We start from the raw sequence: 21,239 nt of genomic DNA, 5'->3' as shown, positions 1-21,239 counted from the left end.
ATCTGGCGCATCACACGTAGCGGGCGAAGACGCGTAGTTTCCGCCGATCAATGCAATATATTCAGGCGAGCTTCGCGTCTGATCTGCGCGTGTGCAGTAATTGGGCGCGGTCGTACCGTTCGTCGCAGGTCGGGCGCTGGAATTGCGGGGCCTGTCCGATAATGGTTTTCTAAACGCCCAGGAATCGAATCGATGCCGCCATCCGACTCACCGTGCGAGGACCTGATCGTCGCCCGGCCGCAAGGGCTCTATTGTGCAGCGGGCGATTTCTATATCGATCCGTGGCAACCAGTGGACCGTGCGGTCATCACCCACGCGCATTCCGACCATGCGCGCTGGGGTCACACGCACTATCTGGCAGCGCAGCCGGGCACCGGGGTTCTGCTGTCGCGGCTGCCAGGAATCGATCTGCAGAGCGCGCTCTATGGCGAGCGCATTGACATCAATGGCGTGACGGTCTCGCTGCATCCGGCCGGACACGTGCTCGGTTCGGCGCAGGTGCGGGTCGAGCATCGCGGTCGCGTATGGGTCGCCTCCGGCGACTACAAGCTCGACGCTGATCCGACCTGTGCGCCGTTCGAACCGGTGCGTTGCCATACTTTCATCACCGAGTCGACCTTCGGACTGCCAATCTATCGCTGGGAGGCGCCGCAAACCATTTTCGACAGTATCGATTCATGGTGGCGGTATAACGCGGCAGAAGGGCGGGCGTCGGTGCTGTTCTGCTATGCGTTCGGCAAGGCGCAGCATCTTCTCGCCGGCGTCGACGCGGCCATTGGTCCGATCTTTTGTCACGGTGCCCTGGAGGCGCTCAATCGTGCGTATCGCGCCGCGGGTGTCGAATTGCCGCCGGTGCGACCTGTCAGCGAGATTGCCGTGAAAGACAAAGCGGTTTTCAAACAGGCGCTTATCGTTGCGCCACCATCGGCGCAAGGCAGCGCGTGGCTGAAGCGCTTCGGCGATTACAGCGATGCCTTTGCGTCAGGATGGATGCGCTTGCGCGGTGCACGGCGCAGGCGCGGCGTCGACCGTGGCTTCGTGCTGTCCGACCATGCGGACTGGCCAAGCCTGCAAACGGCGATTCGCGCGACAGGCGCCGAGCGCGTAATCGTCACGCACGGCCAGATCGAACCGATGGTGCGCTGGTTGCGCGAACAGGGCCTCGAAGCCGGCGCGTTTGCAACGCAGTACGGCGACGATGCACTCGAAGAGGCGACCGGCGCAGCAGAAGCCGCGGCTCCGGTCACGTCAGACACCGCATGAGACGCGCCCCATGAAACGCTTTGCCGCGCTCTACACGGCGCTCGACGCCACCACCTCGACGCACGACAAGCTCGCCGCGCTGACCACCTATTTCGCCGCCGCGGCGCCCGAGGATGCCGCATGGGCGTCGTACTTTCTGGCGGGCGGCAAACCGCGGCAGTCGGTGCCGACGCGTCTGCTGCGCGAGATTGCCTGCGAGCGGGCCGGCTTGCCCGCGTGGCTGTTCGAGGAGTCGTACCAGGCGGTGGGCGATCTGGCCGAGACCATCGCCCATATTCTGCCGCCGGCGCAGCGCATCTCGGAGCTCGGTCTCACGCAGTGGATCGAGCAACGCGTGCTGGGCTTGCGCGGACTCGAAGCCGAAGCACTGCGCAGCCGGCTCGTCGGCTACTGGGACGAACTCGACTGGAGCGGGCGGTTTCTGTTGACCAAGCTGATCGGCGGTGGCTTTCGGGTGGGCGTGGCGCGGCAACTGGTCGTGCGCGCGCTGGCCGAAGTCGCAGGCGTCGATCACAAACGCATCGCGCAGCGCATGGTGGGTTGGACCGACTCGCAGCAAGCGCCCGACGCTGCGCGCTATCTGCGTCTGATTGCACCGGAAACCGCGAGTGCGGCCACCGGCGACGCAGCGAATGATGCACAGCAGGGCGCGCTCGCAGAGGCCATTCACGAGAGCGATCTCGGCCTGCCGTACCCGTTCTTTCTTGCCCATCCCTTGCAGGCCGATCCGCAGACGCTCGGCGATACAAATGCCTGGCAGATCGAATGGAAGTGGGATGGCATCCGCGCCCAACTGGTCAAACGCGCGGGCCGCGTGTGGCTGTGGTCGCGCGGCGAAGACCTGATTACCGCACGCTTTCCGGAAGTGACGGCACTCGGTGAAGCCTTGCCGGACGGCTTCGTGCTCGACGGTGAAATTTTGGCCTGGGAACCGGATGCGTGGGCGCCGTTGCCGTTTGCGCGGCTGCAACCCCGCATTGCCCGCAAGACGCTGACCCAAAAAATTCTCGTCGATTCGCCCGCCACCTTTCTCGCCTACGATCTGCTCGAAGCGCACGGCGAGGACTTGCGCATGACGCCGCTTGCCACGCGGCGCGCGCAGCTCGAAGAACTGGCGGCCTCACTGGGCCCGACGCTGGCCCGCGATCTGCTGCGCGTGTCGCCACGCGTGCAGGCACCGGATTGGACCAGCCTCGCTTTATTGCGCAAAGAAAGCCGCGCACGCGGCGTGGAAGGTCTGATGCTGAAGGAGCGTCATTCGATGTACGGCGTGGGCCGTACCAAGGCAGCGGGCACATGGTGGAAATGGAAGATCGATCCGTACGCGGTGGATGCCGTGCTGCTCTACGCGCAACGCGGTCACGGCCGGCGTGCGAGTCTTTACACGGATTTCACCTTCGCGGTATGGGACGAGGCCGACGGTGTACGCACGCTGGTGCCGTTTGCCAAGGCCTATTCCGGGCTCACGGATGAAGAGATGCGCCAGGTGGACGCGATCGTGCGTAAGACCACGATCGAGAAGTTCGGTCCGGTGCGCAGCGTCACGCCGACGCTCGTGTTCGAGATCGGCTTCGAAGGCATTCAGGCCAGTCCGCGCCACAAGTCTGGCATCGCGGTGCGCTTTCCGCGCATGTTGCGCTGGCGGACCGACAAGCGCATCGAAGAGGCCGATACGCTGGCCATGCTCAAAGGCTTTATCGACGATCGCCCAGGCTGAGACAACTGGCTCGGGACTTTCCCTGATGGTCACGGCTCATCGCGAGCAGGCTGGCGGTGATGACGAGGACAAGGGTTATTCGCGAGTGGTCACATGCGGCGCATTTTGATACTCCTTGGTGCATGGATGTTGACGCGCGCCGTCCTGGCGGGACCGGATCTTGCGAATGCGATCCGCGGTGCCGGCACGCAACGCAGGGGAGAAAACAGTGACCGCAGACGACCGGATGGACGATAACGACGACGTGGTGGTGTGGCGGCCGATTGCGAGCGCGATGGCCTCGCATCGCCGCGTGCTGGTGGTCGATGATTATCGGGAGGCAGCGGACGCGTTGCAATTGCTGCTCAACGCAGACGGTTTCGAATGCCGTGCCCTGGAGGATCCGCTCGAGGTGTGTGAAATGGCTGCGCAATGGCAGCCCTTCGCAGTGGTGCTTGACATCAGGATGCCGCGACTCGACGGCTTCGAACTGGCGAGGCGTCTCCGTGCCGATCCGGCGACCGCGCATATGCTGCTGGTGGCGTGCACGGCGCTGTCCTCAGGGAACGACCGGGCCGATGCGAGAGCGGTCGGTTTCGACGCGCATTGCGCGAAGCCTCTCACGCCGCAGCGTCTCCTGCGCGTGCTCGAAGCGGCCACGAGCCACCGCGCGTACGACCCGCCGTGAAGCTGTCGCAGCGATAGCAGCAAGCGCAGCGCCAGTAGCAATAAAACCGCCGGTTTGCCGCTCGAAAGCGGCTCACCGGCGTTTGCGTCATGCATCGACATTCAACGCAATTCAGGACCTTACAGATCGACGTCACCCCTTACCGGCGAGGCCGGCGAATCGGGTACCGACTCGCCTACACGCAGATCGCCCAGCTCGTCGGCGCGGCCTTCCGTGCCGCGTCCCCAATACGGTTGGCTGCCATAGTAGGCATGCACCGTAGCCGCCCACTTGGGGTCGGCCATGGTTGGCCAGTGGTCCTTATCGAATCCCGGCGCGTTCTTGATCTGTTCAGCCGGAACCGAAAGCACGAAACAGTGGTTTTCCGAATCGAGTGCGAGCGAATTCCAGGGGATCGCCAGCAACTTGTCGCCAATCCCGAGGAAGCCGCCGACCGACAGGACCGCATAGGCGATCTGCCCGGAGCGCACGTCGAGCATGATCTCCTTGATCTTGCCGACGTCTTCGCCCTCGCTGCTGAGCACCTTGTCGCCGTCGAGCGTGCTCGCTGCCATGACGTCGGGGCCGGGGCCGGCGGGCTGCAGCGTGACGGACGAAATTGTCTGGGGTGAGCTCTGGTCAGTGAGATTCATGATGACACTCCATGGTGATCGATAGGTGACGCACGTCCGAAGGGCGTACGGGAAGTCCAGCTTGCGAGATCGAGCTGCCGCTATTCAGCCTGCGCCGGAAAACGTGCCGGCGTACTGTCTGCTTTAGCAACCGTCGTTCCCCGTGCTTCTGCTAGCCGTGGCTAGCCGTGAATCGTGCGTGCGTAGTTCGTGCGTAGTACCTGCGGCCCGGCCGCTCTCTCTCGCAGACCGGGACCATAACTTGCTGCGGTCATCCTCTCGCACCACTTGCGAGTGCGACTTCATTCCACCGTCGAGGGAAACACCATGTCACGCGAGATTACCCAGGCTCCTCAGGCGCAATACGCCGCACGCATCGCCGAAGGCGTCCCTTTCCCGCTGGGCGCAACGTGGAACGGCGTCGGCGTCAATTTCGCGCTGTTCTCGGCGCATGCCACGAAGGTCGAGTTGTGCCTGTTCGATGCAACGGGCCAAGAGGAAATCGAGCGCATCGAGCTGCCCGAATATACCGACGAGGTATGGCACGTCTTCGTGCCCGACCTGAAGCCGGGCGCGATTTACGGCTACCGCGTGCATGGGCCCTACGCGCCCGAAGAAGGGCATCGTTTCAATCCGAACAAGCTGTTGCTCGACCCGTATGCAAAGGCGCATATCGGCGAACTGAAGTGGGCGCCGGAAATCTTCGGCTACACGCTGGATCACGAGGACGGCGATCTGTCCTTCGACGAGCGCGATAGCGCGCCCTTCGTGCCGAAGTGCAAGGTGGTCGATGCGACCTTCTCGTGGACGCATCCCGAACGCAACGCGCTGCCGTGGGAGCGGGTGATTTTCTACGAGACTCATGTGCGCGGCTTCACCATGCGTCATCCCGACGTGCCCAGCAACCTTCGTGGCACGTTCGCCGGTCTCGGCCAGCAACCGGTGATCGACTACATCAAGGGACTCGGCGTCACGACGGTCGAACTGCTGCCGGTGCAGATGTTCGTCAACGACAGTTACCTGCTCGATAAAGGTCTGACGAACTACTGGGGTTACAACACGATCGGCTTTTTTGCCGCGGATCCACGCTTTTTCGCCGGCGCGAACGCCTCGGTGGAAGAGTTCAAGCAGATGGTCGACCGCTTTCACAATGCCAACCTGGAAGTGATTCTCGATGTGGTCTACAACCACACCGCCGAAGGCAACGAACGGGGTCCCACGCTGTCGTTCAAGGGCATCGACAATGCTTCGTACTACCGTCTGATGCCGGACGAGCCGCGCTATTACATCAACGACACCGGTACCGGCAACACACTGAACCTCTCGCATCCGCGCGTGCTGCAGATGGCGACCGACAGCCTGCGCTACTGGGTCAGCGAGATGAAGGTCGATGGCTTTCGCTTCGATCTTGCCACGATCCTCGGCCGCGAGTTGCATGGCTTCGACGAAGGCGGCGGCTTTCTCGACAGTTGCCGGCAGGATCCGGTGCTGTCGAGCGTGCGGCTGGTCGCCGAGCCGTGGGATTGCGGGCCGGGCGGCTATCAGGTGGGCGGCTTTCCCCCCGGTTGGGCCGAATGGAACGATCGCTTTCGCGACACCACCCGTGCCTTCTGGAAGGGCGACGAGGGCATGGTGCCGGACCTTGCCAAACGCCTGACGGGCTCCGGCGACAAATTCGACCGGCGCGGCCGGCGCCCGTGGGCGAGCGTGAATTTCATCGCGGCGCACGACGGCTTCACCACGAATGACCTCGTTTCATACAACGATAAGCACAACGAGGCCAATGGCGAAGACAACAAGGATGGCCACTCCGATAACAAGTCGTGGAATTTCGGCGCCGAAGGGCCAACCGACGACGCGGATATCCGTCATCAGCGCGAGCGTCAGAAGCGCAATCTGCTGGCTACCTTGCTGCTCTCGCAAGGCACGCCGATGATCCTCGCCGGCGACGAATTCGGCCGCACCCAGAAGGGCAACAACAACGCCTATTGTCAGGACAACGAGATCAGCTGGCTCGACTGGGAAGGCATTGACGACGAAGGCCGCGGACTCACCGAATTCGTCAAGAACCTGACCACCTTGCGGCATCGCTTGCCGGTACTGCGGCGCGGCCGCTTCCTGACCGGCGAATACAACGCGACACTCGACGTGACCGACACCCGCTGGCTCTCGCCGACCGGCGCGGACCTCTCGCAGGAGCAGTGGGACGACGCGGCGATGCGCTGCTTCGGTCTGGTGATCGACGGCCGCGCGCAGGCGAGCGGTATCCGCCGGCCGGCCTCCGATGCGACCTTGCTGCTGGTGCTCAACGCGCACCACGACGTGGTGAACTTCACCTTGCCGGAAATCCCGGAGGGCGAGACATGGACCTGCCTGCTCGATACCAACATGCCGGTGCGTGACGAGTTACCGGCATATTCCGCCGGTGAGACTTACCAGGTCACCGGCCGCTCGCTGCTGCTGTTCGCGCTCGACGGATCGAGCCGTGCCACTCGACGCGTGCTGGACGGCCTTGAACAGCAACTGACCACGGACGAGCCCATCAAGCCGACCTGAAGCGCGCGCCAGGTACAGGGCTTGCTCGAACAGAAAGAGACGAACACGCCGCCGCGCGCAATGGCTTTTGGCTGCACTTTAGCTGGCATGAAAGGCAGCTTGCGCGCCGCGGATGCTTCGGACAATGGATCACCTCAACCCGTATATCACCTGACACCGGGAGGCCGGAATGGACCACGATCAGCAGCAGGACCAGGAAATCGAACAGGGGAGCGACGAAGAAAAAACGCGCACTCGCGCCTATTACCTGTGGGAGCAGGCGACCGATCCGAAGGGCACGCCGGATGAATACTGGGAGCAGGCGCGTGCCGAGATTGCAAAGAAATCGTCGGACCGGGACAGCGTGGGGAACGGCGCGGACAAGTCCATGGACAAGGAGGCTCTGTCCCCACCGGAGGCGGCACCTAAGCGCAAGCATTAGGCGATCAACACGGCCACGGGCCATGCGGTAGCGATGGCCTGCCATGTCGTCAGTCATGCGCCAGATGGGGCGCCTGAATGTCCCACCGGCGCGTGCAACCGGATGAATGTCCCAGCATGAAAAATTTCGACGATTCGCGGCTGACGCGGCTTCCAGCGCGCATCCCGGCTTCGGCCGCCCTGGGCATCGAGGGCCTGATTACGCTCGCGGTCGGCGTGCTGGCGGTGTCCGCGCTGTACTTCGCGCGCGACGTGCTGATTCCCATCACGCTGGCGATCATGCTGAGCTTCCTCGTCGCGCCGCTGGCGGATTTCCTGTTGCGCTGGCGTATCGGCCACGTCGCCTCGGTGTTCGCGGCGGTGTTGCTGTCGGTTTCGGTGATCGTGCTGCTGGGCAGCGTGATCGGTACGCAACTCACTGAGCTCGTCAGCAACGCAGCGCGTTATCAGGCCACCATTGAACACAAGATCGAGGCCGCGCACAGTCTCACCATGGGCAAGCTCGATCGCCTGTCGAGCATGGCGGGCCAGGCGCTGCAACGTGTCACCGCCGAGCCGCCGCAGCCGTCTTCCGCGTCGGTCTCGCCGTCCTCGCAAAGCGCCGTAGCGCCGCCGTCTTCCGAAGCCCACGTGCCGGCCGCCATGCCGGTGGAAGTGCGCGAACCGGTGCCGACGCCATTCGAACTCGCACGGCGTTTTCTCTCGCCCGCCATCAGTCCTATCGAGACCGCGTTCATCGTCTTCGTCGTCACCATCGTGATCCTGCTGCAGCGTGACGATCTGCGCGATCGCGCCATCCGCCTGTTCGGTTCGCGTGACCTGCATCGCACCACCACGGTCATGGACGAGGCCGCGCGTCGCCTCAGCCGCTATTTCGTCTCGCAGCTTGGCGTGAACGCGGGCGTGGGCGTGGTGATCGGCGTGGGCCTGTTCTGCGTCGGCGTGCCCAGCCCGATTCTGTGGGGCATCATGGCCGCGCTGCTGCGCCTCGTGCCGTATGTGGGCATCTGGATTTCGGCGGCGCTCGCCACCGGGCTCGCGGCGGCGGTCAGTCCGGGGTGGTCGATGGCGATCGCGTCGATTGCCTTGTTCGTCACGGTGGAGCTGGTCGTGGGGCAGGTGCTCGAACCGCTGCTATATGGACACAGCACGGGGCTTTCGCCGTTTTCGGTCGTCGTCGCAGCGATTTTCTGGAGCTGGATCTGGGGCCCGGTTGGCCTGATCCTCTCGACGCCGTTGACGTTGTGCCTGCTGGTGTTGGGTCGTCATGTGCGACGGCTCGAGTTTCTCGACGTGCTGCTCGGCGATCAGCCCGCGCTCACGCCCATCGAAAATTTCTATCAGCGCGCGCTTGCCGGCGATCCGGACGAGGCGCTCGCGCAAGCCGAAATCCTGCTGCGTGAGCGTTCGTTGTGCGCGTATTACGACGAGGTCGCGCTCAAAGGTCTGCAACTCGCGGCCAACGACGTGCAGCGCGGCAGCGTGAGCGCGGTGCAACTCGCCCGCATCGAATCGACCACCAATGACCTGGTCGAAGGGCTTGACAGTTACCCGGATCAGGAACCGGCGCGCGATACACAGGAGGACAGCGTGTCGGCGCTGGCGCCCTCCGAACCCCATCCGCTCGCGCCGACGGATGAAAGGGATGCGGCGCTCGCGGACGGGTCGCGTGGCTTGAGCGAAGACGACGCACGTGACGTGAGCGAAGACGACTTACTCGACGCGAGTGAAGGCGAGAGCACGAGTCGCAGCAGCGTCGAAGAGTCGAGCCTGCAACAGAGCCTCCTGGACGAACGCTCCGCGCACAATCGTGCCCGGCATCATGTGCTGTGCGTCGCCGGTCGCGGCCCGCTCGACCTGCTGGCCGCGAGCCTGCTGATGCAGGTGCTCGGCAAGCACGATCTGGATTGCCGCGTGCTGCCGCACGAAGCCGCCTCGCGCACGGCTATCGACTCACTCGATACGTCGGCGGTGACGATCGTGTGTCTGTTCTATCTGAGCATCGACGGTATTCCCTCGCATCTGCGCTATCTCGTCAAGCGGGTTCGGCAACGCCTGCCGCACGCGTCGATCGTGGTGGGTCTGTGGCCGCAAGGGCAGCCTGATACGTGGAGCGAGGACCTGCAGAGCGCCATCGGCGCGGACTGCTATGCGACCTCGATGCGCGACATGCTGAACGCGTGCTGCAAGATCGCGGCAAGCGCGCCACTGCAAAAGAAAGAAGCGGAGCGGGCGCTCGACGACCTCGCTGCGTAGTCGGGCCGCGTCAGCGACCCCCCGCACCCGACACCGCTGCATCCGCCTGCCAGCCACCGCCTAGCGCCTTGTACAGCGAGACCAGATCGGTGCTCACCTGCGTAGTGCCTTGGGTGTATTGCTGCTGCGCGTCGCTGAGCTGCCGTTCGGCATCGAGCACATTGATGAACGTCACGAGTCCCTTCCGATAACTCTCGCGCGCGAGTTCGAATGACCCCTGCAGCGCGCTCACACTCTCGCCGAGCGCCGCGCGGCGCGCCTGATCGGTGCGATAGACGGCGAGCGCGTTATCGACATCGCGCAGTGCCAGCAGCACCGTTTTGCGGTAATCGAGCGCGGCCTGCTGCTGTTGTGCCTGCGACAGATGCAGGTTCGCCACCAGCGCGCCGCCCTCGAAGACCGGCAGCGAGATGCTCGGCCCGAACGAATAGAACAGGCTCGACCAGTGGGTCAAGCCGCTCGCATTGCTGGCACGCGTGCCGACCTCGCCAGTGAGCGAAATGTCCGGATAGAACTGCGCCACCGCGACGCCGACATCGGCGGTCGCGGCGTGCAAGCTCGCTTCCGCGCGGCGAATGTCCGGGCGGCGGCGCGCCAGCGTCGACGGTAAGCCGACCGGCACCGTGGGCGGCACGGGCGGCACCGCGGCCGGCGTGGAGAGTTCTGCGGCGAGCGAACCCGGCGCTTCGCCGAGCAGATACGCCAGGCCGTTCAGCGACTGTTCGATCTGCTGATCATATTGCGGCAACTGTGCCTGCGTTTGCGCGAGTTGCGCCACGGCGCTCTTCACATCGAGGTCGCTGGCGAGGCCCACTTTGGCCTGGCTTTGCGTCAACCGGACGATCTCGCTTTGCTGGTCGACGAGGCTCTGCGTGATCTGCCGCAAGGCCTGCGCGCCGCGCAATTGCATGTACGTTTGCGCAACTTCGGCCTCGAGCGAGACCAGTGCGTCGTTGCGGCTTTCCAGCGCAGCCTCGGTCTGCGCATGGGCCGCCTCGACCGAACGGCGCACGCGGCCGAACAGATCGAGTTCCCACGACGCATCGAAGCCGAGCTGCCAGAAGTTGATCGGCGAGGTCAGTTCGTTGAGCAGATTATTGGCGCCGTTTTCCACCGCGGTGCCCGTGCCGGGAGCGATGGCGTTGATCGGCGAATTGGGCGCGCCCAGTTGATCGACCTTGCTGTAGACGCCTTTCGATTCCAGAAAACCCTTCGCGCCCAACTGATCGCGCTGGTAACTGCCGCTTGCGCGCACATCCGGCAAACCTTGCGCCGCCGCGCTCTGCTCCTGGGTGCGCGCCTCGACGATGCGCAGCACCGCCTCCTGCAGGTCGAGGTTGCCGCGAGCGGCACGCGCGATCAGGCCATCAAGGGTGGGATCGGCAAAGCTGCGCCACCAGCGCGGATCGGGATCGGAGTCCATGGTCGGCACCGAGGTAGCGGTAGCGGCCGAGACGCCTGAGGCAGCTGTAGCTGACGCGGCGCGTGAAGCAGCGGCCGGCGCCGTGGCTGCCTGCTGCGGATCGTGCCAGTGCTCCGGCACGTCGGCCTGCGGCGCGTGAAAATCCGGCCCCACGGAGCAGGCGCTCAGCAGCAGCGCCAGCGGCAGGATACGCGGCAACCTAAGCGGCCAAGCGGGCCGGTCAACAGCGTGCAATCTATAGCGGGCGCGAGTCATGTCAATGTCCTCCCGCGCCGCCGGCGGCCTTGGTCGGAGAAAAGAAGAATGCCACCGGAACGAACAGGATGCAGAACACGGCGAGATAGGCGAAGACATCCACATAGGCGAGGATGGTCGATTGGGAAATGAAGGTCGTATAGAGCTGCCCAGTGGCCGCTTGCAGGGCCTGCGGTAGCGGCTCGCCGGTCAGGCCCGCAATCGTATGGGCGGTACGCTGCAAGGTGTCGTTGTAGTTCTGCGAGAGGGTCGACATGTGTCCGGAGAGATGCGCCATGCGCGCCTGGGTGCGTTCGCGGATCAGCGCGGTGGACAGCGAAATACCAATCGACCCCGCTACGTTGCGGAACATCGTGAAGAGGGCCGAGGCGTCGTCGTTGAGTTCGCGCGGCACGGTCAGATAAGCGAGCGTCGTGATCGGCACGAACAGAAAACCGATCGCGATCGATTGCGCACTGCGCATCTTGACGAGCGTCGCGTAGTCGATATCCGGCACCAGCGTATGCGAATAGGCGAGCGCGCCGGCGAGCAGCAGAAAGCCGGTCGCCACCAGAAAGCGGGTCTGCACATACGGCATCGCCTTGCTGATGAGCGGAATCTCCATGACAATCAGGATCGCACCCGGCGACAGCACGAGTCCCGCCAGCGTCGCCGTATAACCGAGTTGCTGCTGCGCGAGTTGCGGCACCAGCACCGCGCTGCCATAAAGGATCATCGCGAAGGCGGCCATGGCCACGCAACCGAGCGCGAAATTGCGGTCTTTCATGCAGCGCAGATCGACCACGGGCTTCTTCGCATAGAGCAGCCAGTAAATCGCCCCGACGATACCCGCTACCGCCAGCGCGGCGAAGATGCAGATGAAGCGCGACGAAAACCAGTCGTCGTCCTCGCCGCGATCGAGCATCACCTGCAGGCAGCCGAGGCCGATTGCGATGAGCGTAATGCCGACAAAGTCGATCGACACCTTGGCGCCGTTCTTGTCGCGCCACGGCGGATCTTCGACGAACTGCATCACCGCGAGCGAGGTCAGAATGCCGACCGGCACGTTGAGCAGAAACACCCAGCGCCATGAGAAGTTGTCGGTGATCCAGCCGCCCAGGGTTGGGCCCAGCACCGGCGCGACCACGATGGCCACCGCCGAGATCGAGAACGCCCGGCCGCGCTGCGACGGCGGAAAGGTGTCGAGAATGATCGACTGCTGGTTCGGCTGCAAGCCGCCGCCGAAGAAACCTTGCAGCAACCGGAACAGGATCAGTTGCGTCAGGTTGGAGGCAATGCCGCACAGAAACGAGCAGATCGTGAAAGCCACGATGCAGATCAGAAAATAGCGCTTGCGGCCCAGCACGCGGGCCAGAAAACCGGAGATCGGCAGCACGATCCCGTTCGCCACGAGGTAGGACGTGAGCGTCCAGGTGGCTTCGTCGTAACTCGCCGACATGGTGCCGGCAATATGCGGTAGCGCCACGTTGACGATGGTGGTGTCGAGCACCTCCATGAACGCGGCCAGCGTGACGACGATCGCAATCAGCCATGGATTGGCCGCGGGCTTCCAGTTCGGGTCGCTCATTTCAGATAGACCTTCGGCGTGACCGACAGCCCCAACCCTAGCGGCTGATCACGCGGCAGGGCGTCGTCGATCACGATCTTGACGGGCACGCGCTGTACGATCTTGACGAAGTTGCCGGTGGCGTTCTCCGCCGGAAAGGCCGAGAAGCGCGAGCCGCTGCCGAGCTGCACGCTGTCGATGTGGCCATGCAGTTTCAGCTTCGAATAGGCATCCACTTCGATGTCCACCTTGTCGCCGGGACGCATGCGTTCAAGCTGCGATTCCTTGAAATTGGCGGTGACCCACACTTGCGGCGAGACGATTGCCAGCAGCGACACGCCGGCCTGCAGGAAGCTGCCGAACTGCACGTTGCGTCGTGTGACCCAGCCGTCCGACGGTGCCCGCACTTCGCAATACGAGAGATTGAGCCGTGCCTGCTCGAGCTGCGCCTCGGCCTGCTGTACCTGCTGGCGACGTTCTTCGACGGTGGCGACGGTCTGCCTGATCTGCTGCGGCACGAGGCTCGCGGTCTGCTCCTGGGCGTGCGCCTGCTGCACGTTGGCGCGGGCGGTCTGCTGCTGCGCATCGGCGGTGTCGATGTTCTGCTGCGAGGTGGCGCGCTGGTCGACCGTGTGCTGGCGCGCCCAGGCCGCTTGCGCCTGCTTGAGGTTGGCCTCTGCCGACGAGGTCTGTGCTTTGGCCTGCTGATACTGCGCCGGATACTGCACACGGGCGATATCGAGTTGCACCAGCGCCGCGTTCAACTGCGCCTGCGCGAGGCCCAGTTGCGCCTGGGCGGCATCCACCTGAGCCTGATAATCGCGCTTGTCGATGACGAGCAGCAGGTCGCCCTTGTGCACGTAGACGTTGTCGTTGATCTCCAGATCCACCACGTAACCGGAGACCTGCGGCGCGATCGTGATGGCGTTGCCATCGGTGTAGGCGTCGTCGGTGGTGGCCTGGTTGCGGGTCGCGAACCACCAGACAAATGCGCCGATCAGCAGTATCACGGCCACCACGGCCAGGATGATCAGCGGCTTTTTGCCGGGTCCCTTGCGCTTTTCCGAGTCATTCCTGTCGGACTTGTCGTTGTCTGAACGCTCGGTTTTTTCGTCGTTTTTGTGGCCGGATGCGTCGGCTTCGTGGGGTTTGTTTTCATCACCTTGCGAGGAAGCGGTCTGGTCAGACATGACGATTCGGTCCGATAGGGCGGTGCCACGTGCGGTAGCAATCGGCATACCCGTACCGCGTAGGATGGGCGCGGAGCGCGTCCAATGCGGGATCGGGCCCATCATCCTGAGCAGCGTCTAAGGCGGCTTGAACGCAACGCCAACATGCATTTGATTCGTAAGGCAACGCCATAGGACATGCCGATCACGCCATCTGTTTGTGCCCACGCGCGGCCTGTCGTACAGTCAGGCCAAGCTGAAACCGGCGCACCCGGCTATCGGGCACGTGGTGTGCAGAGTATCCAATTGGACCTACACTCAGAAAATCGGGCTTCAGAGGAGATCGCCACGTGCAACACGCGGAACGCGCCGTCGTCGACTTACCGCTGCCGTTACGCAATTTTGCTGCGACGCGGCGCATTCTGCTGGTCGTGCTGGCCGCGTCGGTCCTGTTCCCGCTCGCCTGTCTCGTGGGCTATGGCTACCTCGACTATCAGCGGCGCATCGCCGACTCGGGCGACATCATCGACCGGCTCGCGCGCGTAAGCGAAGAGCAGGCCGTCAAGGTGCTGGATCTGAACCAGCAGATCAGCGCGCGGATTCTCGAACTGCTGCGCGACGACGACGCAGCCGCGATTCACGCCCGTGAAAGCACCCTGCATGACCGGCTGCGCGCGATCGGCGGCGACTTCCCGCAGGTAGCGGGCATCGCCGTGTTCGGCCCGGACGGCGCACTGCTGGTCAATAGCCGGACCTACCCGGCGCCGCCGCTGTCGATCGGCACCCGCGACGATTTCGTCACCGCCAAAGCCATTCGTCCCGAGGCCTACTTTTCCTTGCCGATGTACGGACGGGTCTCGCAAACCGATGTCTTCAACACGACGCAGGGCCGTTCGGCGCCGGACGGGCGTTTCCTCGGCGTGGTTTCGATTGCGTTGCGCGGCGCTTACTTTTCGAACTTTTATCGCGACCTGACCGGTGGCGATCCGTCGCTCGCGCTCGGTTTGTACCGTCAGGACGGTCAGCTGCTGGTGCGCTATCCCGGCTGGCCGCTCGGCACCGAGCCTTCCGCGCATACGCCGTTCACGGATGCCCTGCGCGACAAGGAACTGTTCGGCCATGTCCGCATGACTTCGAGCGTGGACGGCGCGGAGCGGCTGCTCGCGTTCCGGCGGGTCGGCGACTATCCGCTCTACGTGATGAGCGCGTTCGCCACCGACGCGATTCTCTGGCAGTGGTGGCACCACTTCCTGCTCATTGCCGCCATCACGGTGGTGCCCTGCGTCGCCATCTGGCTGCTGGTGTTTTTCTCGCTGCGCCAGCTCGAGACCGAGCGTCTCGCGTGGGAGCGCTGGCAGGGCGAAGTGGCGATGCGCCTGTCGGCGGAGGCCTCGACCCGCCAGTTACAGCGCATGGGCGCGCTCGGCAATCTGGTCGCCAACGTGGCGCACGATTTCAACAATCTGCTGATGGTGGTCTCGGCCAACATGCAAATGGCGCATCGCAAGGGCTTCAACAATCTGCAGACGGAAGTCACGGCGGTGGAGCGCGCCACCGCCGGCGCGGAAGCGTTGACGCGCCGGCTGTTGAGCGTGGCGCGCAAACAGCCGCTCAAGCAGGAGCCGATCGATCTAACCAAATGGCTGCCGGGCGCAGGCCCCTTGATCGACGCGGCGGTGGGCGACAAGGTGCAGATTACGGTCACGGTGGTCGAGGATAGCTGGCGGGTGCTGGCCGACCCGACGGAACTCGAGTTTGCCCTCATGAATCTGGCGGTCAACGCACGCGATGCCATGCCGCGCGGCGGGCGCTTCGTGATTCGTTGCCAGAACACCAGGCTGGTGTCGAGCGATACGATGCTGCCGGACGGCGAGTACGTGCTCATCTCCTGTTCCGATGACGGCGAAGGCATGAGCGAAGCCGTCGCGCACCGCGCCTTCGAGCCGCTCTTTACCACCAAGCTGCAAGGTTCCGGCACAGGCCTCGGACTCGCACAGGTGCTCGCCATGTGCGAACAATCGGGCGGTACCGCGAAAATCGACAGCGTGCTGGGCAGCGGCACCACCGTGCGCCTGTATTTGCCGCACTATCGCGAGGCGCGGGCGCCGGCAAGCGTCGTCGACGCCGCGGTCATGGACGAGCGCTCGGCCTCCCAGGGCGTGGTGCTGCTGGTGGAAGACAACGAGGATGTCGCCGCCGGCATCTCGGCCGTGCTGGAGACCTTCGGCTGCGCAGTACGCCACGAGGCCACCGCAGATGACGCGCTCGATGTGCTGAGCGCCGGCGAAACCTTCGAACTGGTGCTATCCGACGTCCAGATGCCCGGCAAGCTGAGCGGCGTCGATCTGGCGGAGCGGGTGCGCGACACCTGGCCCGCCCAGCGGATCGTCCTGATGACCGGCTATGCCGAGGAACTGGAGCGCGCCAAACATATCGGCGTGGCGATTCTGGCGAAGCCGTTCAACATCGACGAACTGCATGCGCTGGTCACCTGCGAGTAGCGGGGAGCCTGAAGCGGGTAACGGGCGGCAGTCGCGCCGCGAGCCACACGGCCACGAAGGCGCGCACCCGCGTGACTCGCCAGCACGCCACCGGCAGGTAAAGTTGGCTGTCGTGCCGGCAGTTTTTACACCGCTTGCCGGGCCGCCGACACGATCCCCAGGACCCGCGTAGACTCGATCCCCGTTGCCCCGTGGCAACCTTATGGCGGATGTTCAATGGAATACAGACATTTGGGCGCGTCCGGCTTCAAGGTTCCGGTACTCAGTTTCGGCGCAGGAACGTTTGGCGGCAAGGGCGAGTTCTTTGAGGCGTGGGGTGCCACCAATGTGGCCGAGGCACGCCGCCTGATCGATATCTGTCTCGATGCGGGCGTGTCGATGTTCGACAGCGCCAACATCTACTCGCGCGGTTCCTCGGAGCAGGTGCTGGGCGAGGCCATCAAGGGCACGCGCGACAAGGTCGTCATTTCGACCAAGGCGACCTTCCGTTTCGGCGACGAACCCAACAACGTGGGATCGTCACGTTTTCACCTGATTCAGGCGGTCGACGACGCCTTGAAGCGGCTGCAAACCGACTACATCGACCTGTTCCAGTTGCACGGCTTCGACGCCAAAACGCCCGTGACCGAAGGATGAGTCACACGTTCCTCCTCATTGGCAGCGGCGAGCATCCCGTGGCCGTCGACATCATCGACCGTCATTTCAAATACCTCGACCAGTTCCCCGCAGACTGCGACCTGTATGACCAATAACGCCATCTCTGCTCCTTGTGATGCGATTGACGGGATTAGCGTTGTGTCGATCAGGCGACCGGATCCCGTGATCCGGTTGAGTGACGTTCTGGTGGGCGCGAGCCCGGGCGCCCTTGATGCGCTTCACTGCGACGTTGTGTAACGGGTATAGCGGTTTAACGGGTGTGACTGACGCGGGTGCAACAGGCAGGGTGTGCCGCCAGACGTATCATGTCTTGGCCATACTGCGAGCGCGTCAAACTTGTATGACGCCAGCTCAGCACTCCGGGCGTCGCCTCTCGTGAGAAGCAGGTTGGCGGCAAACCAGCCGTCCGGCAAACGGTGAGCGGACGGGGAAACTGAGTAACCGTTGTACTGGTGGATATGTTTATTGTTTTGCATAAGCGATAACCGGGCGACGCCCGCACGATAACGATGCCGTGCAGGCGAATAATTCGAAATTGGGGCGAGACGGATCGTGTCGGAAAGACAAATGATGCGCACGTTCAATTGTGGCGATCAGATCGGGAGCGCATTCGCTCCGCGAGGATGCAAGTCAGGCAAACATGCAAAGGGCCGGTAGACCGGCCCCTGAAATACTTTACTGCGGCGAGATGTTCGACGCCTGCATGCCCTTCGGGCCGCGCTTTGTTTCGTAGCTCACTTTCTGGTTTTCCGTAAGCGTCTTGAAGCCGTCGCCCCGAACTTCCGAGAAGTGAGCGAAGAGGTCGTCGCCGCCTGCGTCCGGAGTAATCAAGCCAAAGCCTTGCTATCGTTGAACCACTTGACAGTACCGGTATCCATGAGAATTCCCTGAAATAAAAAATTACAGCTCCGGTGCGGAGCGACAAAAACTTCAAGGAAGAAGAGAGGACAACGAGTACCGCGCAGACTGCCTCGAACAGAGTGTTCGCGAGCGCGCCTACTTTCTATGGGAGCAGGGCGGGCGGCCCGTCGGGCGCGCGGAGGAATACTGGCGTCGCGCGCTGGAGCAGCATCTGCGGGAGCGGGCTCACGTACTCTGGGTGCAGGATGGGCGTCCTGAAGGACGGGCCGACGAATACTGGCAGCGGATTCGCGACTTCGAGGCGCAATGATCGCCGCAAGTCCCGTGACTTGATTGGCGGCGATCACTACCCTTCACGTCAGACAGGTGCGCTATGTCCCTCCATACGCGTTGAAGCAAAAGCGCCGCCCGACGTTAGCCAATATCGATGGTTCGGCTGGCGGATCGCAAGGCCTCGTGTTTTGGTACGGTCAAGGTGAGCACGCCCTTGTCAAACTTTGCGAGAGCATGATCGGGATCGGCGTCTTCGGGCATCGGGATCGTGCGCGTGAAAGCCCCGTATGCACGTTCCAGCCGGTAGCAGCCGTCCTCCTCACTGTGCACGTCCTGCCTTTTCTCGCCGCGCAGCACCAGCGCGCCGTCCTCGACGCTGATGGTCAGATCCTGCCGCTCCATGCCTGGTAACTCGACGGTCACGCGCAGTATCTTCCCTTCGTCGACCACGTCAATGCGCGGCTGGAAACGCGATGAACTGAAGTCACCAAACCATCGGTCGAGTGTGCCGCGCACGGCAAACGGATCGGGAAAAAAATCCTCCAGCGCACGTAAGGACTCGCGCGAGAAAAGTCGCTGGATATCAGGCCACGCGGCACGCCAGGGTTCGCCCGACCGCTGACTCTCCGGGCTGTCCGTGTCGGACTTGCTCCCTGAGCCGCGAAGGAATTTGAAAGGGTTCCACTTTTTCGGGTCGTGGTTCATCGTTTTCTCCTCGATGGTCTGACTGGAAAACCGGATATCCATCGGCGCTCAAACTGCAAAACTTCTGCTGAAGTCGCTGCACTTCGCCTCGCGAGGCGGCCACCATTTTTCCATGACGATCAGCGCCCTGGCCACGATGACGCAGGACGGCGACCTCACGGTCGCCATCGACTTTTCTCCTACCGTCGTTGCTGATCTTCCGGGCTCAGTTCGTCTGCACCTCGATGCGTCGCGGCCTTGCTTCGTCGCGGCGCGGAATGGTCAGTTTCAGTACGCCGTCCTGCAGGTTCGCGTCGATCTTCGACGTGTCGAAGTCCGGGCTCAGCGAGAACGCCCGCGCGAACCGCGGCTCGCGGATCTCGGCGTGCTGCAGACGCAGACCGGCGGGTGTCGGCACGACCGCTTCTGCCTCGATGTAAAGATTGCCGTCGTGCACCTTCACTTCGAGCTTGTCCTTCGTGACGCCCGGCAGGTCCGCCCACAGCGTGATGCCCTGGCTGTCCTCGAATACGTCAACTGCGGGTGTGAGCGTCATCCGCCGCGACGGCTGGTCAGCCTCGCGTCGTGCTGCCGCTTTCTGGTCGCGCTCAGCAACCTGTGTCCTGTCTTTCATGGCCTGCTCCTGGAATTATGGGCGTTACTGGACTGTGATGGCCCGCGGCTTCGATGCTTCGCGCTTGCCGACCGTAATCGACAGGCAGCCGTTGGTGTAGCGCGCCTGCACCTTGTCGGGATCGGCGTTCTGCGGCAGTTCGATCACGCGCCGGAATGCGCCGCTGAAGCGCTCCTGCGCGTAGGTGCGAACGTCATCGCGCGTGTCACCGCTGGCGTCGGGCCGCGCAGGCTTGCGCTCGCCGGCAATCGTCAGCAACCCCTTGTCGATCGAGACGTCGATTTCACCGGCGCTCAGGCCCGGCGCGAACGCGACAATCTCGATCGAGTCGTCGGTCGCACCGATGTTCACGTACGGGAACGTAGCGCCGGAGCGGCCGGAGCGGATGCTGGACGGGAAGCCGCTGAAGAGGCTCGCCATCTCCCGTTGCAGACGGTCAAACTCGCTGAAGGGGCTGGGTCTGGAATAAAGATCACTCATGGTCGTATCCTCCGTGAATGCAGCATGGAGGCGAACGGGCTTACGCGCTCCAGTTCGCCTGCCAGCTGCTGGCAAACAAATCGAAACACGCAGCGCGCCCTGGTACCACCGGCGCGTCTGCCTGAGCGAAATCCAAGATAGGCGCCGCGCCGGAAATTTCAAGGGGGAATATCTGAACTTGAAAACCTTACCCCAGCTCCTATTGTCGAGAGGCACGGAAACGACCACACGGAGGACACCATGGAATTCAGTTCTGACTGGCTTACGCTGGGCAGGCACCGCGTCCGGCTGCGTTCGACCCAAGGTTTTCCGACTGAAACGATGCGAAGCGTGGCGGAAGTCGTAAGGCTTGCTATCGATAACAACATGAGTGCGCCTCGTGGTAGGCTCCGATGACGAAACGGAGGCTTTCATGCACCGAACGATCGGGTACCGCGGCTTCGAGATTCAGGTCGAACTGACTCCGGCTGCTGATGAGGACACCTTTGATGTGACCCTTCAGATAACGGGCGCTACAAATCTCGAAGTGCTCGGCGCGCGAGGAGGCCGCATCCCGTTGCGCAACGGCCCTTTTACTGAGCGATGGGCTTATCTGGTAGCCGAAATCGCCGGTCAAGCTGCGATCGACGTGTTACTCGGTCCCGGCAACTGATTCCATGTTTGTTTCCCGACCCAATGCACTCCGTGACGCATAGGGGGACGCCCCCAGCCAGTTCTGCGGTACGGATAAAGAGTTGACGACACCCGTGGACGGCATTGAGCTCTGGTCGGCCTCAATTTCAAACTAGCAGGTAAGCGTTCGTCCCGGCATTCCGCTCAGGAACGACAGCAGGTAATTATTTTTTGCATGCGAGGATGAGCCCGGTGGGGAAACATCTTTTATTGCCGTGTCCGGCAATGCGCCTTTGGAATGCCAGGCTTGATGCGACCCGCAATCAGCCGAATCAGGGAGGATCTATGAAGCTTCGCGTCGGATACGAACTGTCGTACGAGTGCCCACAGCCTACGCCGATGATGCTGATGTTGAACACGCCTTTTTTCGCATGCGAAGGATACTGCCGTGGCGGATCTGCTCGTAACCGATCCGCCGGTGCCAATAAGGCAGTACCGCGATTTGTTCGGCAATCTGTGCAGTCGAATCGTCGCGCCTGTCGGACGTGTGGAATTGAGCACAACTGCGCTGCTGAATGTGCCAAGTGCCATGGAAACGCGGCCTTTCAACATCAGCACATAGATCGCCAACAAGTCACCCGGCGAGTACCGCGA

16 protein-coding genes and 3 pseudogenes are annotated in these 21,239 nt (G+C 63.2%); 11 read left to right on the top strand and 8 right to left on the bottom strand.

Going from position 1 to position 21,239, the window contains the following annotated elements:
• Positions 1-192: 192 nt before the first annotated feature.
• From P3T43_RS08200 to P3T43_RS08190, 3 genes are all read left to right on the top strand, one after another.
• The gene (locus P3T43_RS08200) at positions 193-1,263 is read left to right on the top strand and encodes a ligase-associated DNA damage response exonuclease (protein ID WP_429280543.1); all 1,071 of its coding nucleotides are present in this window, start codon (positions 193-195) and stop codon (positions 1,261-1,263) included.
• A gap of 10 nt (positions 1,264-1,273) precedes the next feature.
• Entirely contained in the window at positions 1,274-2,980 is a 1,707-nt protein-coding gene (locus P3T43_RS08195; protein ID WP_429280542.1) for an ATP-dependent DNA ligase, read from the top strand.
• A 208-nt stretch (positions 2,981-3,188) separates the two neighbouring features.
• Positions 3,189-3,647: a response regulator gene (locus tag P3T43_RS08190; RefSeq protein ID WP_429280541.1), complete on the top strand. Its 459-nt coding sequence runs from the start codon at positions 3,189-3,191 to the stop codon at positions 3,645-3,647.
• A gap of 119 nt (positions 3,648-3,766) precedes the next feature.
• Here the strand turns inward: P3T43_RS08190 and P3T43_RS08185 are convergent, their stop codons facing one another.
• Entirely contained in the window at positions 3,767-4,279 is a 513-nt protein-coding gene (locus P3T43_RS08185; protein ID WP_429280540.1) for a PRC-barrel domain-containing protein, read from the bottom strand.
• A gap of 306 nt (positions 4,280-4,585) precedes the next feature.
• On the opposite strand from P3T43_RS08185, the gene glgX reads away from it, so the two are divergent.
• The 3 genes from glgX to P3T43_RS08170 all read left to right on the top strand — a co-directional run bounded on the left by glgX (position 4,586) and on the right by P3T43_RS08170 (position 9,490).
• A complete protein-coding gene (glgX, locus tag P3T43_RS08180) occupies positions 4,586-6,814 on the top strand; it encodes a glycogen debranching protein GlgX (protein WP_429280539.1) in 2,229 nt (742 codons plus the stop codon).
• A gap of 169 nt (positions 6,815-6,983) precedes the next feature.
• Positions 6,984-7,235 carry a DUF2934 domain-containing protein gene (locus P3T43_RS08175; RefSeq protein ID WP_429280538.1) on the top strand — a complete coding sequence of 84 codons (252 nt, stop codon included), beginning with the start codon at positions 6,984-6,986 and terminating at the stop codon, positions 7,233-7,235.
• 116 nt (positions 7,236-7,351) lie between these two features.
• Complete coding sequence (locus tag P3T43_RS08170; RefSeq protein WP_429280537.1) at positions 7,352-9,490, top strand: AI-2E family transporter; 2,139 nt, start codon at positions 7,352-7,354, stop codon at positions 9,488-9,490.
• 10 nt (positions 9,491-9,500) lie between these two features.
• Here the strand turns inward: P3T43_RS08170 and P3T43_RS08165 are convergent, their stop codons facing one another.
• From P3T43_RS08165 to P3T43_RS08155, 3 genes are read right to left on the bottom strand one after another with little or no spacing between them, the layout of a single operon-like run.
• Positions 9,501-11,168 carry an efflux transporter outer membrane subunit gene (locus P3T43_RS08165; protein ID WP_429280536.1) on the bottom strand — a complete coding sequence of 556 codons (1,668 nt, stop codon included), beginning with the start codon at positions 11,166-11,168 and terminating at the stop codon, positions 9,501-9,503.
• A 1-nt stretch (position 11,169) separates the two neighbouring features.
• Positions 11,170-12,735, bottom strand: coding sequence for a DHA2 family efflux MFS transporter permease subunit (locus P3T43_RS08160; RefSeq protein WP_429280535.1), 1,566 nt, complete (start codon positions 12,733-12,735; stop codon positions 11,170-11,172).
• Positions 12,732-13,904, bottom strand: coding sequence for an HlyD family secretion protein (locus P3T43_RS08155; RefSeq protein WP_429280534.1), 1,173 nt, complete (start codon positions 13,902-13,904; stop codon positions 12,732-12,734). Before P3T43_RS08155 ends, P3T43_RS08160 begins: the two co-directional genes overlap by 4 nt.
• 329 nt (positions 13,905-14,233) lie before the next feature.
• Here P3T43_RS08155 and P3T43_RS08150 point away from each other — a divergent pair, with 329 nt between their 5' ends.
• Both P3T43_RS08150 and P3T43_RS08145 read left to right on the top strand, forming a co-directional pair.
• Positions 14,234-16,384 (top strand): ATP-binding protein, encoded by a 2,151-nt coding sequence (locus P3T43_RS08150; protein WP_429280533.1) that lies wholly within the window; start codon positions 14,234-14,236, stop codon positions 16,382-16,384.
• Between the two features lie 216 nt (positions 16,385-16,600).
• Positions 16,601-17,014, top strand: a pseudogene (locus tag P3T43_RS08145) (aldo/keto reductase); the annotation flags it as partial.
• A gap of 702 nt (positions 17,015-17,716) precedes the next feature.
• On the opposite strand, the pseudogene P3T43_RS08140 reads toward P3T43_RS08145, so the two are convergent.
• Positions 17,717-17,919 (bottom strand): annotated as a pseudogene (locus P3T43_RS08140) (cold-shock protein).
• 14 nt (positions 17,920-17,933) lie between these two features.
• Here P3T43_RS08140 and P3T43_RS08135 point away from each other — a divergent pair.
• Entirely contained in the window at positions 17,934-18,212 is a 279-nt protein-coding gene (locus P3T43_RS08135; RefSeq protein WP_429280774.1) for a DUF2934 domain-containing protein, read from the top strand.
• 104 nt (positions 18,213-18,316) lie between these two features.
• On the opposite strand, the gene P3T43_RS08130 is transcribed toward P3T43_RS08135, so the two are convergent.
• The 3 genes from P3T43_RS08130 to P3T43_RS08120 all read right to left on the bottom strand — a co-directional run bounded on the left by P3T43_RS08130 (position 18,317) and on the right by P3T43_RS08120 (position 19,973).
• Entirely contained in the window at positions 18,317-18,880 is a 564-nt protein-coding gene (locus tag P3T43_RS08130; RefSeq protein ID WP_429280773.1) for an Hsp20/alpha crystallin family protein, read from the bottom strand.
• 205 nt (positions 18,881-19,085) lie between these two features.
• Positions 19,086-19,493, bottom strand: coding sequence for an Hsp20/alpha crystallin family protein (locus P3T43_RS08125; protein WP_429280532.1), 408 nt, complete (start codon positions 19,491-19,493; stop codon positions 19,086-19,088).
• Positions 19,494-19,517: 24 nt separating this feature from the next.
• Positions 19,518-19,973, bottom strand: coding sequence for an Hsp20/alpha crystallin family protein (locus P3T43_RS08120; protein WP_429280531.1), 456 nt, complete (start codon positions 19,971-19,973; stop codon positions 19,518-19,520).
• 412 nt (positions 19,974-20,385) lie between these two features.
• Here P3T43_RS08120 and P3T43_RS08115 point away from each other — a divergent pair, with 412 nt between their 5' ends.
• Together P3T43_RS08115 and P3T43_RS08110 are read left to right on the top strand one after the other, a co-directional pair.
• Positions 20,386-20,625, top strand: coding sequence for a hypothetical protein (locus P3T43_RS08115; RefSeq protein ID WP_429280530.1), 240 nt, complete (start codon positions 20,386-20,388; stop codon positions 20,623-20,625).
• Positions 20,626-20,930: 305 nt separating this feature from the next.
• A pseudogene (locus P3T43_RS08110) lies at positions 20,931-21,189 on the top strand (transglutaminase family protein); the annotation flags it as partial.
• Positions 21,190-21,239: the final 50 nt, after the last annotated feature.

Source organism: Paraburkholderia sp. GAS41, assembly GCF_050436545.1.
In the GTDB taxonomy this organism is placed as follows: Bacteria; Pseudomonadota; Gammaproteobacteria; order Burkholderiales; family Burkholderiaceae; genus Paraburkholderia.
The sequence above is the reverse complement of the archived record's forward strand: the minus strand, read 5'-3'. Positions and strand labels throughout refer to the sequence as shown.

Coding starts and splice junctions, on each gene's coding strand:
- P3T43_RS08115 (WP_429280530.1), top strand. CDS start 20,386: ATGCACCGAACGATCGGGTACCGCGGCTTCGAGATTCAGGTCGAACTG.
- P3T43_RS08185 (WP_429280540.1), bottom strand. CDS start 4,279: ATGAATCTCACTGACCAGAGCTCACCCCAGACAATTTCGTCCGTCACG.
- P3T43_RS08175 (WP_429280538.1), top strand. CDS start 6,984: ATGGACCACGATCAGCAGCAGGACCAGGAAATCGAACAGGGGAGCGAC.
- P3T43_RS08195 (WP_429280542.1), top strand. CDS start 1,274: ATGAAACGCTTTGCCGCGCTCTACACGGCGCTCGACGCCACCACCTCG.
- P3T43_RS08130 (WP_429280773.1), bottom strand. CDS start 18,880: ATGAACCACGACCCGAAAAAGTGGAACCCTTTCAAATTCCTTCGCGGC.
- P3T43_RS08155 (WP_429280534.1), bottom strand. CDS start 13,904: ATGTCTGACCAGACCGCTTCCTCGCAAGGTGATGAAAACAAACCCCAC.
- P3T43_RS08200 (WP_429280543.1), top strand. CDS start 193: ATGCCGCCATCCGACTCACCGTGCGAGGACCTGATCGTCGCCCGGCCG.
- P3T43_RS08120 (WP_429280531.1), bottom strand. CDS start 19,973: ATGAGTGATCTTTATTCCAGACCCAGCCCCTTCAGCGAGTTTGACCGT.
- P3T43_RS08160 (WP_429280535.1), bottom strand. CDS start 12,735: ATGAGCGACCCGAACTGGAAGCCCGCGGCCAATCCATGGCTGATTGCG.
- glgX (WP_429280539.1), top strand. CDS start 4,586: ATGTCACGCGAGATTACCCAGGCTCCTCAGGCGCAATACGCCGCACGC.
- P3T43_RS08170 (WP_429280537.1), top strand. CDS start 7,352: ATGAAAAATTTCGACGATTCGCGGCTGACGCGGCTTCCAGCGCGCATC.
- P3T43_RS08125 (WP_429280532.1), bottom strand. CDS start 19,493: ATGAAAGACAGGACACAGGTTGCTGAGCGCGACCAGAAAGCGGCAGCA.
- P3T43_RS08165 (WP_429280536.1), bottom strand. CDS start 11,168: ATGACTCGCGCCCGCTATAGATTGCACGCTGTTGACCGGCCCGCTTGG.